Source organism: Gordonia liuliyuniae (genome assembly GCF_021738805.1).
Taxonomy (GTDB): Bacteria; Actinomycetota; Actinomycetes; order Mycobacteriales; family Mycobacteriaceae; genus Gordonia; species Gordonia liuliyuniae.
In genome coordinates this window covers 172,871-186,882 of the sequence record NZ_JAKKOR010000006.1, presented here as the reverse complement: position 1 = coordinate 186,882, position 14,012 = coordinate 172,871, and the positions used below count along the sequence as shown (strand labels likewise).

Genomic DNA, 14,012 nt, shown 5'->3' with positions numbered 1-14,012 from the left:
GGCCGCGCCCCCCCCCCCCGCCTCAATTCTTTTTTTTGTTCGGGGGGGGGGGGGGGCCCCCCCCCCCCCCCCCCCGCCGATCGGCGTTCGGCCGGCTTCCCGCCGTCAGTCGTCGAGCGCGGCTAACCGAGCCTTCTCGGCATCGACGTCGAAGTTCGCCGGTGGCCAGGACAGGTCGAGAGACTCGAGGGTCTCCAACAGGATCTGGGCCACGGCGAGGCGGGAGAACCATTTCCGATCGGCCGGGATCACGTGCCACGGCGCGGCGTCGGTGTCGGTCCGATCGAAGATCTCCTGGTAGGCCTGGAGGTATTCGTCCCAGTAGGCGCGCTCGGTGAGATCACTCGGGTCGTACTTCCAGAACTTGTCCGGCCGTTTGAGTCGCTCGGCCAGCCGTGCCTTCTGTTCGTCCTTCGAGACGACGAGCGCGCACTTGATGATCGAGGTTCCCGACGCCGCCAACTCGGCCTCGAACGCGTTGATGTCGTCGAATCGCGGACGCCACACCGACTCCGGCACCAACGAGTGGACCCGCACCGGAAGCACGTCTTCGTAATGTGAGCGATCGAAGACGCCGATGTGCCCCGGCGCGGGCAGCGCTTTACGGATGCGCCACAGGAAGTCGTGCGCCGCCTCGGTTCGCGTCGGCCTTCCGAACCCGGTCACGGCCAACCCTTGCGGATCCACCAGACCGCCGACATGACGCACGATGCCGCCCTTGCCCGCGGTGTCCATCCCCTGCAAGACCAGCAGTACCGAGCGGTCTCCGCCGCTGCGCGCTTCGGCGAACAGCATTTCCTGCAGCGTCGACAGCTTCTCGCCTACAGCAGCCAGCTCGGCCGCGCCCGTCTTCTTGTCGCCGTCGTATCCGGGCGTCGACGCCGGATCGACCTGTGCGAATCCGCCGACCGACCGGGCACGTAGCATCGCTCGCGGGCTCGACGACCAGCCGGTCACGGAGCGTCGCCCGGAAGCGGTGGCATCGGCAACGGGTCCGCCGCGAATGCCACCGGATCACCGTTGCGGGCGACGATGCCGACCAGCGCGCTCCACACCAGCATCGTCAACTCGTCCACGAGTTGTGTCGTCGGCTGATCGCGCGTCACGAGCCACCCGTCGACGGCGCGGATGATCGCGCCGACGATGGCCGTCGCCCACGTCTTCGCGCCGTCGATCTGCGCACCGCGCACCCCGAGACGCTGCTCGATCGTCGACCGTACGGCACCGGTGAAGATCCGTTCCGTGTACGCGGCCGAATTGCTGCCGGCCGACCGTCCGGTCGTGAACACGTACACGTTCGGGTCCGCCGAGACCGTGTCTACATACACGCCGATGACGGTCCGCACCAGGTCGTAATCCGCGAGATCGTCGGTCAGCACGTCGGTGAGCAATGGCAGCAGCGTCGACTCCATGTATGTGACAGTGACCGCTGCGGCCAAGTCGTTCTTGTCCGTGAAGTACCGGTAGAGCACAGTCTTGGAAACCCCGACGTGCGCCGCGATCTCGTCCATTCCGGCATTCGGTCCGAGCGCTCGAATCGCCTCGACCGTGCCTTCGGTCAGTTCGGTGCGCCGAGCCTGCTTGTGGTGTTCCCACCGCTGCTTGCGTCCGTCTCCGGCGACCGCTTCCACCGCGGGTGTGAGGATCCGCTGCTCGAGTTCACGAGTCAGCGTGCGTGCGGCGTTCACAGCGACCGAAGCGGTCGACAACGGGTTCAGGGTAGGCATCACCTAGCAACAGTAGTAGGTGTTCGGGAACACTGTGTACGTGTCGACAACCTTCCGGTCCCAGCCGTCCGCGCCGAAATCGACTCCGACCGTGCTCGGGGCCGCAGGCGACGAGCAGCGGGCGCGTGACCTTCGCAAGATGAAGATCGTCGCCACGGGCTTGCTCGTGGGCGCTGCGGCGATCTACTTCGTGATGCGCTGGATCGAGCACCGCGACGGCTCCGACACGGCGGCCTGGGTCGGATTCGTGCGCGCGGCTGCCGAGGCAGGCATGGTCGGCGCGCTCGCCGACTGGTTCGCCGTGACTGCGCTGTTCCGTCAACCGCTCGGCATCCCGATCCCGCATACCGCGCTGATCCCGCGGAAAAAGGATCAGATCGGCGAACAACTCGGCGAGTTCATCGAAGAGAACTTCATGACTCCCGAAGTCATCGTCGAACGCGCTGTCGGGCTCGACATGCCCGGACGCGTGTCCGGATGGCTCGCCGACCCCGCCAATGGGCCCCGCGTCAACGACGAGGTGTCGCGCGCCATCCGGCTCGGCTCGGAGATGCTGCGCGACGAAGACGTCGAGAAGTTCATCCAGGCAATCCTGAAGTGGGCAGCCGAACCGCTGTGGGCTCCACCTCTCGGCCGGGTCCTCGAGCAGCTCGTCGATGAGAACCGGGTCGAACCGATCATTCAGATGCTGTGCGACCGCGCCCACGAGTGGGCGCTGGACAGTCAAGGGCTCATCGACCGGGTCGTCGACCGTGATGGCCCCGCCTGGGTGCCGTCGTTCGTCAACAATCTCGTCGGCGACAAGATCTACCGCGAGCTCACCGAGTTCACGTACAAGGTGCGGGCCGAACCCGACCACGATCTGCGACGTGCCATGCACGACTTCGTCAGAGACTTCGCGGACGAGTTGCAGCACGACGAGGCGACCATCGCCAAGTTCGAAGAGATCAAGGGCGAGCTCCTCGGCCGTGACGAGGTGACCGGGGCGGCGTCCACCGCCTGGCAGGCGGGCAAGGACGTCATCGAACAGATGCTCGACGACCCGTCGTCGACCCTCCGCACATCGATCTCCGACGCGGTCGTCCGACTCGGCGTGCGGATCAGCCACGACCGACCACTCCAGCACAAGATGAACACCTGGATCGCGCGGACCGCCAAGCACGTCGCCGACAACTACTCGACCGAGATCATCTCCGTCATCACCGACACCGTCCGCGGGTGGGACGCCGAGGAAACCAGCCGCAAGATCGAACTGCAGGTGGGGCGGGACCTCCAGTTCATCCGGATCAACGGCACCGTCGTCGGCTCGCTCGCCGGGCTCGCCATCTACTCCGTCTCCGTTCTCGTGTTCGGGTGACCAGCCCCACCGCCCCGAGTGCTTGCATCTGCTAGCACAGTGTCGGCACACTGGGTACGGGCGAGTAGAGAAGGTAGATCTGACGTGAGCAGCTCCATGCAGCAGTCCGACGACGAGCCGGTCGGCGACACCGGCCCGGCCGAAGTGGTCGCCGCCGCGGCCCAGGACATCGGCGGATTCATCCGTGCGCAGCGGCTGTCGGCGCAGGTCTCACTACGCCAGCTTGCCGAGCGAGCGGGGGTCAGCAACCCGTACCTCTCGCAGATTGAGCGCGGACTCCGCAAACCGTCGGCAGACGTCCTCGCCCAGATCGCGAAGGGGCTGCGCGTCTCGGCCGAAGTCCTCTACGTGCGTGCCGGGATCCTCGAAGAACGGCCGGCTAGCCCGGTTCGCGACGCGCTTCTCGTCGATGAGTCGATCAGCGAACGGCAGAAGCAGATGCTCCTCGAGATCTACGATTCGTTCCGTCGCGAGAACGGGCAGGTCGGCGAGAACTCCGGAGCCAAACGTGTCCCCGCGGGATCGTTCGGCGACCCTGACAACGCGCGTGGGTAAGGTGGCGGAGTGACCGTTCAAAGCGTGGTTCTCGACGCCCGGATGTACATCCTCCTCGTGGTGGGTGTGATCGCCGGGCTCTCGTCGCTCGCCGCGTTCGTGCACGCGCTGATCACGCGGCCGGACGCCTACACTGCCGTGGACGCGCAGTCGAAGACCTTCTGGGTCGCGATCCTGGCCGTCGCGAACCTCCTCATCTGGCTGTTCGTCGTCGGGGGGATGTCGGTTCTCATCCTGTTCCTCGTCGGTGTCATCGCCACGATGATCTACATCGTCGACGTCCGGGTGCGGGTCGACGAGATCCTGAACCGCAGCTGGTTCCGGAAACTCGGATGAGCGTTTCTGCGACGCACAGCATCGACAGGTCGGATCGACAGGCTGGGCAGTGACCGAATACCGCATCAACGAACTCGCAAACGTCTCGGGCGTCAGCGTCCGCAACATCCGCGTCTATCAGGACCGCGGACTGTTGCCCGCGCCCGCGATCCGCGGGCGCACCGGCTGGTACTCCGACGAGCACCTCGTCCGACTCAACCTGATCTCCCGCATGCTCGAGCGCGGCTACACGTTCGCCACCATCAGCGAACTCCTGCACGCCGCCCACTACGGGATGAAGGTCGAGCACGTTCTTCGCGAGTCGCCGAAGAACAGCCGGTTCAAGAACATCAAGCGTGCCGCCACGATCACGATCACCGAGCTTCGCCGGTCGCTCGGGGCGTCCGACCGGTCGATCGCAGTCAGCCAGAAGCTGGGCCTTCTGGCCAAGGACGGCGCGCATTACGCGGTGCGGAACCCGGAGGTCCTCGCGGGTGCGGAAGCGCTCGTCAAAGCGGGCGTCGACATCGATGTGCTGCTCGACATGTGGGTACGCGTCGAACAGGATCTCGAAGACGTCGCGCACAGCTTCGTCTCGCTCATCACGGACAAGTACTTCGACGAGAACCTCCCCGGCCTGGGGGACCAGACGTTCACCCGCATCGCCGAACTGATCCAGACGGTGCGGCCGATGGCCCACGAGATCGTCGAGTCGGCGTTCAGCAAAGCTCTCGACGACGAGATCTCGCGGGCCGTTGGCCAAGCCGGTGAATACTTCGAGAACCCGCGCGATCCGAACTCGGACGCCGCGACGGACTAGATAGGGGAAGACATGGCTGACTCACGACGCGGATGGCGGTGGGGAGCGCGAGCGCTGGCAATCGCAGGAGCCGTCGGTGCAGGGACCGGCGGTGTCGGGCTGGCCGTCATCGCAGGCTCCCTGCTACGTGAGGCGTACCGCTACCCGAGGCCGGTGCAGGACGGGCCGGACCCCATGCTCCAGGCTCCGCCGCACACTAAGTCGTCAGTCGTCGCAGCCTCCGACGGAACACTGCTGCATGTCGTCACCTCCGGTGACGTCGACAGAAGTGACGAGATCCTTGTGTTCGTTCACGGGTGGACCTGCAACACCGGCTTCTGGAACGCCCAGATGCAGCACTTCGGAGACCGTCACGCGACGGTCGCCTACGACCAGCGCGGACACGGGCTCTCCGAACTCGGCAAGACCAGGCTGACCCCCGACGTCCTCGGCCAGGACCTCCAGGCCGTCCTCGAAGAAGTGATTCCCGACGGCAAACGCGCCGTCCTCGTCGGACACAGCATGGGCGGCATGTCAATCATGTCGTGGGCCGCGCAGTTCGGCGCGGGCATGGAGGAGAAGGTGTCGGCGATCGTGCTCACGTCGACCGGGGCGTTCACCGTCGTCCAGCGACAACTGCTGATCCCCGAGGATCTCCCCGCGATCGTCCGCCCGCTGGAGCCGTACGTCGAGCGCGCGTTCGTGTCGACGGCGCTGCCGTTGCCCACGAATCCGGTGAGTGAACGGCTCACGCACTACATCGCACTCGGCCCGGTGGCCCGCCAGGCGCACGTCGACTTCAGCGATGAACAGATCGCGGCGTGCTCACCGACGGCGCGCGCCGCGTGGGGTGCGGCCATGTACGACCTGGACGTGCGCCCGGGGCTCGGCAAGATCACCGTGCCGACGGCCGTCGTCGTCGGCACTCAGGACCGATTGACCAGCCCGGTGCACGCCGAGGAGTTGGCGGGTGTGCTGCGCGCGAACGGTGTGCTCCATTCGCTCACCGAGTATCCGGGCGCCGGACACATGGTGCCGATCGAGCGTTCCGGCCCCTACAACCGCCTGCTAGGCGCCATCCTCGACGATGTCAGCGAGGCAAAGAGCAGTTGACGAACACCGGCTCGGGATGCAGGTCGACGCCGAAGCGTTCGAGCACACCGTCCCGGACGGTCGCCGCGAGTGCCAGCAGATCGGCGGTGGTCGCCGCGCCCCGGTTCGTCAACGCCAACGTGTGCTTGGTCGACAGTCGTGCCGCGGCGTCCTCGTTTGGGTAGCCGCGCGTGAATCCGGCTCGTTCGATGAGCCAGCCCGCGGAGAGTTTCGATCCGCCGTCGGCAGGGAAGCGCGGGATCGGCGCGTCGCCGACCGCGGCTGCGATGCGTTCGAGGACGCGGTCGATCGCGTCGTCGGCGACGATCGGGTTGGTGAAGAACGAACCGGCGCTCCACGTGTCGTGATCGTCGGGGTCGAGCACCATGCCCTTACCGCGTCGTAGTTCGAGGACCATCGCCCGGACCTGCGACGCAGATGTCGTTGCCCCTTCCTGGACGCCGATCCGACGCGCCAACTCGCGGTAGGCGATCGGCGCAGAGACGCCGTCCACGTTGAGGCGAAGACTCACGGCGAGCACGACATGGTCGTCGCGGCCCTTCAGATTGGACGTTCGGTACGCCAGCGCGAGCTCCTCGGGTCGCACCCACCGGACGTCGCCGGTCGCCCGGTCGAGCAGTCGTACCTCACGCAGCAGGTCGCTGATCTCCACGCCGTACGCTCCGACGTTCTGCACGGGGGTGGTCCCGGCGGCGCCCGGGATGCCCGACAGGCACTCGAGACCGCCGAACCCGGCGTCGATGGTCGCGGCGACGAGCGTGTCCCAGTCGGTGCCCGCTTGCGCTGTGACATATGGGCCCGCGTCGTCGGAGCCGAACTCGACGCCCTCGGTCGCGACGACGACCGCCGTTCCGGCGAAACCGTCGTCGCCGATCACCAGATTCGACCCGCCACCGATGAGGAGCACCGGGGTCCCGGCGCGGTCGAGTGACGTGACCGTGTCGATCAGCGCGGCCGTCCGGGTGCATTCGACAACGGCGTCGGCGGGGCCCCCGAGACGCAGCGTGGTGAACGCAGACAGCGGCTGTACGTGACTCATGCCGGTAACGGTAACCTCTCACCCATGTCGAGCAACTTCGAGCACTCGGTCACCTACCCGTTCTCCACCAAGGACTATTGGGCGCTGATCACGACCGAGCAGTACTGGCGTGACCTGTTGGCCGCGACGAACTCCGATCACGGATCGCTCGAGTCGTTCACGCTCGACGGCGACGAGGCGACCGTCGTGACCAAGCAGGGCGTCGATGAGTCGAACCTGCCGAAAGCGGTCACCGCGGTCCGGCCCGGCGATCTGGAGATCCCACGCACGTGTGTCTTCCGACTCTCCGGCGACACCATCATCGGGCGCATGGAGGCGTCGGTGACGGGCGCGCCAGCCACGATCTCCGGTGACATCGTGATCACCGGAGATCCGGCAACTGCCCAGTACACGGGGGTCGTCGACGTGTCGGTCCCGTTCGTCGGCGGACGCATCGAGAAAGCGGTGATCGAGCAGGTCGTGCACCTCCTGGACGCCGAACACGACGCCACCGTCGATTTTCGTCAGAGTTAACCAGCCGGTTACTCTGGGCGTCATGGCACGACGGCTCAGTTATTCCGCCCGCTACGAGCACCCGGCGGAAAAGCTCTACCAGGCGCAGATGCAGCGGCAGTACTGGGACGACCTCATGGAGGGGTTCCGGGAACTGACCCCGATCTCCAACGTCGAGGAGTTCGAGACCGGTGCGGGCGGCATGCGAGTCGTCCTCAAGCAGACCCTGACCCGGGACATGCTGCCGCCGATCGCGCAGACCGTGATGATGAAAGACATGGTCATTACCCGCGTCGAATCGCTCGACGCGTTCGACGCCACCGGCACTCCCGGCTCCTACACCGCTTCGATCCCGGCCGGTCCGGGATCGTTGACCGGCGAGCAGGAACTGTTCGACACGGAGACCGGGTGCACGGTGCGCAAGACCACCGAGGTCAAGGTCTATCTGCCGTTCGTGAACGGCAAACTCGAACAGCTCATGCTGGTGAACCTCGTCGACCTCTTCCGCGGCGAAGCTGAGTTCACCGCCGATTGGGTGGCCAAAAACCTGGCGTGATCAGGATCGGCTGAGCCGCCGTCACGGTGACGCGTGCGGAACGCCTGCCGTCACGGTCCCGTGCAGGCGGCGGGTGGAGGAACCTGTTGACCGTTCCCTGATCGGTCGTCGCCTGATCGGATTGATCGGGCGACTCGGACACGTCCTGGCCGTCGGACGCGGCTAGGATGAGCGCATGTCGAGGCCGGGGCACGGGGAGTCGCAGCAGGATGGTGCGGGCGGGCACGTAGACCACTACGCCGAAACGATGCACGGTGGCACCCTCCCGGAGGTGCCGGGGCAGCAGTACCCTGCGGGGAACTATCCGCCGACCGGCCAGTACGTATCGGGCCAGTATCCCGGCGGCCAATATCCCAGCGGCCAGTATCCGTACGGTGGCCCATACCTAAACGGTGGCCAGCCCGGTCCGCCCCGTGACTCGAATGTCGCGCGTGGCATCGCGATCGGACTGGCGATCGCGTGCGTGCTCGCGCTGGTCGTCGCCGCCGTCGTCATCTGGGCGAAGGTGGCGGGCAAGGACGACCACGCGGACGCGCCCTCCGCCGACCAGGTGACCGTCTCGGTGCCTGCCACGGACACTCCGACGACGTCGACGGTCGTCACCGATCCGGAGGACGACGCGCGAAAGGAACTGTCCTCGGTGTCGCAGACGGACACCGCAGACGTCCGCGCCCGCTACGACGATCGGTGGGTCGCCCAGGTGAGTGCGAAATGGCCTGGCGTCGTCGCGGAGGGCCAGACCTGGGACAACCAGTCGATCCTCGCCGAGTACGAGGGCATGAAGGCCCGCTATCCGAACGTGAAACTCCTGCGGTCCTCGGACTGGCCGGTGTTCTCCAGCCCCGACTGGTGGATCATCGTGTCGGTGCAGCCGTTCGCGAACCCGGAGCAGGCGTTGTCGTGGTGTGCGAGCCAGTCCCTCGACAAAGACCACTGCTTCGCGAAGCTCATCAGTTCGACGCGAGGCCCCGAAGGCTCCACCCGATACCAGCGGTAGGCTCCACCCAATACCAGCAGTAGGGTCCACTCGGTACCAGCAGTAGGGTCCGATCGCCTCCTCAGCCAGGCCCTCTCCGCTGGGTGCGCGTCCTGCATTTCATCGATCCCCTGGCAGTCGCCGGTGACGGCCGACTAGCGTTGACATCCAGACTCGCCCCGGATCGACGACATTCCGGATCGACGACAGTCCAGCCCGACGATATTTCAGGAGGACCCCGCGTGCGCCTCGCGATGGCCCAAATCTCGACAGGCACCGATCCAGCTGAGAATCTGGCCAGAGTTCTCGATGAGACGCGGCAGGCAGCCGCGGCCGGCGCTGACCTGATCGTGTTCCCCGAGGCTGCGATGTGCCGATTCGGGGTGTCGCTGCACACTGTCGCGCAGCCGTTGGACGGCCCATGGGCCTCTGCGGTGTCCGATGTCGCCGATGAGACGGGCGTCGCCGTCGTCGCGGGCATGTTCACGCCGTCCGACGACGGTCGGACCCGTAACACGCTGGTGGTCGCCCGCCCCGGGCTCCCTCGGCTCGCCTACGACAAGATTCATTTGTTCGATGCCTTCGGCTTCGAAGAATCCGCGACCATCGCGCCGGGTGACGAGCCGCTCGTTTTCGACCTCGGCGACCACCGGGTCGGGGTGGCCACATGCTACGACATCCGCTTCCCCGAACTGTTCACCGAACTCGCACGCCGCGGCGCCGATCTCATCGTCGTCCCAGCGTCGTGGGGGTCGGGCCCAGGCAAGATCGCCCAGTGGGAACTGCTGGCGTCGGCCCGTGCACTGGACGCGACAGCATTCGTCGCAGCCGTGGGACAGGCGTTGCCGGAGGACGCTGCGGCGCGAGATTCCGCGGCCCCCACCGGCATCGGTCATAGCCGAATCTCAGATCCGTTCGGTAGCGTGATCGCCGACTATGATTCCGGCGAGCGGGTGGAGCTACACGATCTCGACCTGTCCCGGACTGACAAGGCGCGTGCGGCGCTGGCGACGCTCGCCAACCGCCGGGACATTCCCCGCCTGGATGGGACCGATGCGAAATGACGGACGAGGACAAGAACGAACCGGTCGAGAATCCAGAGACCCCGGAGACTCCTCCGGCCTCGGCTACTCCGACGCCGGAAGGCGTCCATACCCCGGACACTTCAGCGACCTCGGACACTTCAGCGACCCCGGACAGCCCGACAACTCCGCCGACTCCCGAGGACTCGCCGACCGGCGAAGTGGTGACCGGCCCGATCGACCAGAACCGTATCCAGCCTCGTCCGCCCGCGCACGCCCGGCCGGACCCGGCGACGCACGCCTATTCGCAGACGAATCCGTCCACGAAGCAGATGGAGACGCCCGGAACCGGTGAGTTCGGGCCGATCGGGACCGACCCGTCGCTGCCGGCGTCGTCGCCCGACGTGCCGGTGACCCGCTCGGCGCCCGCCGCTGGCAAGCACGGTCGTCGCCGCACGTACGGCCTCGTCGCGGTGGCCGTCGTCCTGCTCCTCGTGATCGCCGGAGTCGGCACCGAGCTGTACATGCGCAACAAAGTGACCAGCTGCATCGAGAACGCGTTCGGCGATCTCACCGGGGCATCGACGGAAGTGTCCGTCTCGCGTAAACCGATGCTGCTGTCCGTGTTCGGAAGCAGTGTGCCGTGGGTGCAGGTAGACACCAGTGACGGTGAACCCACCGATATGCGCCTGCACGCGCGAGCCGAAGGCATCAGCACCGACGGCGGCACGGTGGACCACCTCGACGGCACCGGGTACCTGCCGTACAAACGGATCACCGAGCTGAGTAACGACTCGGGCACCCAGGGCGGCGCGAAGATCACCGACATCGCCGCAGACGACAAGGCTGGGACCATCAAGATCAGCACCGAGGTGCCGATTGCGATCATCTCGGTGCCCGCGACCGTCACCCTGAAGCCGAAGCTGACCAACGGAGCCGTCGACTTCCAAGTGACCGATGCGACCGCACTGATGTTCGGTCTGCCGTCCGACTTCGCTCAGCCGATCGTCGACCAGGTGACCGACTCGATGTTCGGCCCGCTGTTCAAACAGATCAAGGTCGACGAGTTCACGGTCACCAAGACCGGGATCAACTTCAGCTTCGCGGGCGACGACGTGAACATGAAGGAAGCCGCCGAGAGCCCGGACTCGTCGGGCGAGTCGTCGGGCGGCTGCTCGATCTAATTTCGCGGACTAGTTCTACTTCCCCCCGACACAACTAGTTCTACTTCCCCGACACAACTAGGCGAACACGACGGTCTTGCGGCCGTGGACGAGGACACGGTCTTCGAGATGCCACCGGACGCCGCGCGACAGGACCAGAGTCTCGATGTCCCGACCTTGCCGGACCATGTCGGCCGTCGAGTAGTCGTGGTTGATGCGGCTGACGTCCTGCTCGATGATCGGTCCCGCGTCGAGATCTGCGGTCACGTAGTGACAGGTGGCTCCGATGAGTTTGACGCCGCGGTCGAACGCCTGGTGGTAAGGCCGTGCGCCGACGAAGCTCGGCAGGAAGCTGTGGTGGATGTTGATGGCGCGGCCCGCCCATTCCTGACACAGGTCGGCGGGCAGGATCTGCATGAACCGTGCGAGGACGATCGCGTCAGGCGTGTATCCGTCGACGAGCTTCTGCAGAGCCGCGAATGCTGCGGGCTTGCCGTCGGCGGGAAACGGCACATGGTGGAACGGCACACCGAACCGAGTCGTCAGATCTTCGAGGTCGGGATGGTTGCCGACGACCGCGCGAATGGTCGCGGGGAACTCGCCGCGCTCGGCCCGGCCGAGGAGGTCGATGAGGCAGTGGCTGTCGCGGCTGACCAGTAAGACGACGGACTTCTCCACACCCGTGTCGGTGAGGGTCCATTCGGTGTCGGGGCCGATCTGTGCGGCCACCTCGCCGAACCGTCGTCGCAGATCGTCGACGTCGAGGTCGACGCTGTCGGCACGGACCGCCTGCCGGGTGAAGAACCAGCCGGACTGCGGGTCCGAATGGTAGGCGGCCTCGGTGATCCATCCGCCGATCTCAGCGATGAAACCGGAGATGGCCGCGACGATGCCGGTGCGGTCGGGGCAGCCGAGTGTCAAGACGAGACGGCGTTCGTCTGCAGCGACGGGAGAGGCACTTGCGGGGGAGGGCGACGAGGTCGGGGAGGTGCTCACCCTGTCAAGTGTGCCAAGCTCGTATGTTGTGACGAACAGCAACCTGACCGGACCCCACGACAACCCGAATCGGGCGGCCGTCGCGGCCCTCGTCGACCACACGCTCCTCAAACCCGAAGCGACCCGAGCCGACGCCGAAGCGGCCGTCGCCGAAGCCCTCGACCTCGGCGTCTACTCCGTGTGCCTGTCGCCGTCGATGCTGCCCATCGAGACCGGCCCCTTGAGTACCTGTGTCGTCGCCGGGTTCCCGTCGGGGAAGCATCACTCACTGGTCAAGGCTGCCGAGGCACGCTTCGCGGTCGAGAACGGCGCACAGGAGGTCGACATGGTGATCGACGTCGGCTCCGCGGTCGACGGTCGATACGACGAGATCCTCGCCGACGTCCTCACCGTCCGTGAAGGCGTGGGTGCCGACACCGTGCTGAAAGTGATCGTCGAGTCGGCCCTCCTGTTGGAGGCGATCGGCGACGACGGACTGGCGGCCGTCTGCCGCAAAGCCGTCGAAGGCGGAGCCGATTTCGTGAAGACGTCGACCGGATTCCACCCGGCAGGCGGAGCAAGCGTCCACGCGGTACGGGTGATGCGTGCAGCCGTCGGCGGATCGATCGGGGTCAAGGCCAGCGGCGGCATCCGGACGGCCGAGTTCGCGGCCGAGCTCATTGCGGCAGGGGCCACCCGCCTCGGGCTGTCCGGGTCACGTGCGGTGCTTGAGGGGTTCGCCGAGTAGCGACAGTCGCCAGGCGAGCGAGCATCACACTCTCAGACCACGGCCAACGGATCGACGTAGACGGCCGACAGCGCGACGGCGACGGCTGCCGCCTCGGGGACGTGCACACCGAAACACGTCGGGACGATCTCGAGCGGTCGGTCGATCCTGGTCGCCTCGTCGAATGCGGCCTGCACCGGCGCGAGTCCCTGCGGGTGGGCGGCGAACGCGTCGCCCGCCACGACGATCTCGTCGGGGTTCACCACGTCGCGCATCGCAGCGACCGCCTGCCCGAGGACGCGGGCACGTTCGTCGGCGAGCCGATTGGCACCGGGTTCGATGCCGAGGCGGACGGCCGCGTCGACCAGCGCCTGGGTGCCAATCACCGATTGAAGCGGGGCGACGGCTGTCTCGGCGAGAGCTCCAGGGACCACGGTCAGGCCGGCGATCGTGCCGGCCCCGCGCGCGGGCTGATACACCTGGCCGTCGAAGGTCATCGCCATGCCGACGGTCTCGCGGGCGTAGAAGAACAGTCCGGAGGGTCCGCGGACCATGGCACCGGACAGGATCAGTTCGGCGGCGGCCATCGCCTGCACGTGTTCGGACACCGACACCGGCACGCCGAGTGACGTGGTCAGTTCGTCGCCGAGCGGTTGGCGCCGCCACCGGAGGATCGGATGGTCGACGACGCCGGACTCGCTGTCGACGGCACCGCCGATCGCGACACCGCCCCACAGCACGCGGCGCCCGGAGAAGCGGTCGGCGAGCTCGCTCAACTGGCTGCACAGATCGGTGATGTCGGTGGTCCGCACAGCATGCGAATACAGAGTCCGGCCACGCAGGTCGGCGATGACGAGCGCGGTGCGCCGAGCGCCGACGTGCATGCCTGCCACACAGAAGTGGTCGCGATCGATCGTCAACGGCAGCTTGGGGCGTCCGATGGCTCCGGGGTCGACGAGGTCGGGCCGCTCGCTGACGAGCTTCGCGTCGAGGAGCGCGTTGACCTGCCGGTTGACGGTCGCCGGCGACAAGTCGACGGCGGCGACGATCTGGTCGCGAGTGACGGGCCCGTGGACGCGGACCGCGTGCAGGACGGCCGCAGTCGGTCCGGTTCCGACGCGCAGACTTGCCGGAACCACTCCGCTACCGATCATGGCGTCGAATCTAGCAGCCGGGCGCCGCGGCGGGCCGTCTCT

16 protein-coding genes are annotated in these 14,012 nt (G+C 66.7%); 11 read left to right on the top strand and 5 right to left on the bottom strand.

The window, feature by feature from the left end; all coding sequences use genetic code 11:
* Positions 1-105: 105 nt before the first annotated feature.
* Positions 106-927, bottom strand: coding sequence for a polyphosphate kinase 2 family protein (locus L5G33_RS08870; protein WP_236997819.1), 822 nt, complete (start codon positions 925-927; stop codon positions 106-108).
* A gap of 26 nt (positions 928-953) precedes the next feature.
* Positions 954-1,727 (bottom strand): TetR/AcrR family transcriptional regulator, encoded by a 774-nt coding sequence (locus tag L5G33_RS08865; protein WP_236997804.1) that lies wholly within the window; start codon positions 1,725-1,727, stop codon positions 954-956.
* A 139-nt stretch (positions 1,728-1,866) separates the two neighbouring features.
* Here L5G33_RS08865 and L5G33_RS08860 point away from each other — a divergent pair, with 139 nt between their 5' ends.
* The 5 genes from L5G33_RS08860 to L5G33_RS08840 all read left to right on the top strand — a co-directional run bounded on the left by L5G33_RS08860 (position 1,867) and on the right by L5G33_RS08840 (position 5,866).
* The gene (locus L5G33_RS08860) at positions 1,867-3,084 is read left to right on the top strand and encodes a DUF445 domain-containing protein (RefSeq protein ID WP_236997818.1); all 1,218 of its coding nucleotides are present in this window, start codon (positions 1,867-1,869) and stop codon (positions 3,082-3,084) included.
* A 96-nt stretch (positions 3,085-3,180) separates the two neighbouring features.
* Positions 3,181-3,639 carry a helix-turn-helix domain-containing protein gene (locus L5G33_RS08855; RefSeq protein WP_236997817.1) on the top strand — a complete coding sequence of 153 codons (459 nt, stop codon included), beginning with the start codon at positions 3,181-3,183 and terminating at the stop codon, positions 3,637-3,639.
* A 9-nt stretch (positions 3,640-3,648) separates the two neighbouring features.
* Positions 3,649-3,975, top strand: a complete 327-nt coding sequence (locus tag L5G33_RS08850) for a DUF2516 family protein (protein ID WP_236997803.1) — start codon at positions 3,649-3,651, stop codon at positions 3,973-3,975.
* Between the two features lie 49 nt (positions 3,976-4,024).
* Positions 4,025-4,774, top strand: a complete 750-nt coding sequence (locus L5G33_RS08845; RefSeq protein WP_236997802.1) for a MerR family transcriptional regulator — start codon at positions 4,025-4,027, stop codon at positions 4,772-4,774.
* Between the two features lie 12 nt (positions 4,775-4,786).
* A complete protein-coding gene (locus L5G33_RS08840; RefSeq protein ID WP_236997801.1) occupies positions 4,787-5,866 on the top strand; it encodes an alpha/beta fold hydrolase in 1,080 nt (359 codons plus the stop codon).
* Here the strand turns inward: L5G33_RS08840 and L5G33_RS08835 are convergent.
* On the bottom strand, positions 5,844-6,905 hold the full coding sequence (locus tag L5G33_RS08835) for a UDP-N-acetylmuramate dehydrogenase (RefSeq protein ID WP_236997800.1): 1,062 nt from the start codon (positions 6,903-6,905) through the stop codon (positions 5,844-5,846). The genes L5G33_RS08840 and L5G33_RS08835 overlap by 23 nt on opposite strands.
* A 24-nt stretch (positions 6,906-6,929) precedes the next feature.
* On the opposite strand from L5G33_RS08835, the gene L5G33_RS08830 reads away from it, so the two are divergent.
* From L5G33_RS08830 to L5G33_RS08810, 5 genes are all read left to right on the top strand, one after another.
* Positions 6,930-7,418: a DUF2505 domain-containing protein gene (locus tag L5G33_RS08830; protein ID WP_236997799.1), complete on the top strand. Its 489-nt coding sequence runs from the start codon at positions 6,930-6,932 to the stop codon at positions 7,416-7,418.
* 22 nt (positions 7,419-7,440) lie between these two features.
* A complete protein-coding gene (locus L5G33_RS08825; RefSeq protein ID WP_236997798.1) occupies positions 7,441-7,953 on the top strand; it encodes a DUF2505 domain-containing protein in 513 nt (170 codons plus the stop codon).
* 175 nt (positions 7,954-8,128) lie between these two features.
* Positions 8,129-8,950, top strand: a complete 822-nt coding sequence (locus L5G33_RS08820) for a hypothetical protein (protein WP_236997797.1) — start codon at positions 8,129-8,131, stop codon at positions 8,948-8,950.
* A gap of 221 nt (positions 8,951-9,171) precedes the next feature.
* A complete protein-coding gene (locus L5G33_RS08815) occupies positions 9,172-9,993 on the top strand; it encodes a carbon-nitrogen hydrolase family protein (protein WP_236997796.1) in 822 nt (273 codons plus the stop codon).
* Positions 9,990-11,135, top strand: coding sequence for an LmeA family phospholipid-binding protein (locus L5G33_RS08810; protein ID WP_236997795.1), 1,146 nt, complete (start codon positions 9,990-9,992; stop codon positions 11,133-11,135). The genes L5G33_RS08815 and L5G33_RS08810 overlap by 4 nt, the downstream gene beginning before the upstream one ends.
* A gap of 57 nt (positions 11,136-11,192) precedes the next feature.
* Here L5G33_RS08810 and purU read toward each other — a convergent pair whose 3' ends face one another.
* Complete coding sequence (purU, locus tag L5G33_RS08805; RefSeq protein ID WP_308191554.1) at positions 11,193-12,110, bottom strand: formyltetrahydrofolate deformylase; 918 nt, start codon at positions 12,108-12,110, stop codon at positions 11,193-11,195.
* A gap of 28 nt (positions 12,111-12,138) precedes the next feature.
* Here purU and deoC point away from each other — a divergent pair, with 28 nt between their 5' ends.
* Positions 12,139-12,837: a deoxyribose-phosphate aldolase gene (deoC, locus tag L5G33_RS08800; RefSeq protein ID WP_236997794.1), complete on the top strand. Its 699-nt coding sequence runs from the start codon at positions 12,139-12,141 to the stop codon at positions 12,835-12,837.
* Between the two features lie 32 nt (positions 12,838-12,869).
* Here deoC and L5G33_RS08795 read toward each other — a convergent pair whose 3' ends face one another.
* The gene (locus L5G33_RS08795) at positions 12,870-13,970 is read right to left on the bottom strand and encodes an ROK family transcriptional regulator (protein ID WP_236997793.1); all 1,101 of its coding nucleotides are present in this window, start codon (positions 13,968-13,970) and stop codon (positions 12,870-12,872) included.
* Positions 13,971-14,012 lie beyond the last annotated feature (42 nt).

Bases quoted from the DNA above. Each gene is read 5' to 3' on its own strand.
- L5G33_RS08820 (WP_236997797.1), top strand. From the start codon at position 8,129: ATGTCGAGGCCGGGGCACGGGGAGTCGCAGCAGGATGGTGCGGGCGGG.
- L5G33_RS08865 (WP_236997804.1), bottom strand. From the start codon at position 1,727: ATGCCTACCCTGAACCCGTTGTCGACCGCTTCGGTCGCTGTGAACGCC.
- L5G33_RS08870 (WP_236997819.1), bottom strand. From the start codon at position 927: ATGCTACGTGCCCGGTCGGTCGGCGGATTCGCACAGGTCGATCCGGCG.
- L5G33_RS08840 (WP_236997801.1), top strand. From the start codon at position 4,787: ATGGCTGACTCACGACGCGGATGGCGGTGGGGAGCGCGAGCGCTGGCA.
- L5G33_RS08855 (WP_236997817.1), top strand. From the start codon at position 3,181: ATGCAGCAGTCCGACGACGAGCCGGTCGGCGACACCGGCCCGGCCGAA.
- L5G33_RS08860 (WP_236997818.1), top strand. From the start codon at position 1,867: ATGAAGATCGTCGCCACGGGCTTGCTCGTGGGCGCTGCGGCGATCTAC.
- L5G33_RS08830 (WP_236997799.1), top strand. From the start codon at position 6,930: ATGTCGAGCAACTTCGAGCACTCGGTCACCTACCCGTTCTCCACCAAG.
- L5G33_RS08795 (WP_236997793.1), bottom strand. From the start codon at position 13,970: ATGATCGGTAGCGGAGTGGTTCCGGCAAGTCTGCGCGTCGGAACCGGA.
- L5G33_RS08825 (WP_236997798.1), top strand. From the start codon at position 7,441: ATGGCACGACGGCTCAGTTATTCCGCCCGCTACGAGCACCCGGCGGAA.
- L5G33_RS08835 (WP_236997800.1), bottom strand. From the start codon at position 6,905: ATGAGTCACGTACAGCCGCTGTCTGCGTTCACCACGCTGCGTCTCGGG.
- L5G33_RS08810 (WP_236997795.1), top strand. From the start codon at position 9,990: ATGACGGACGAGGACAAGAACGAACCGGTCGAGAATCCAGAGACCCCG.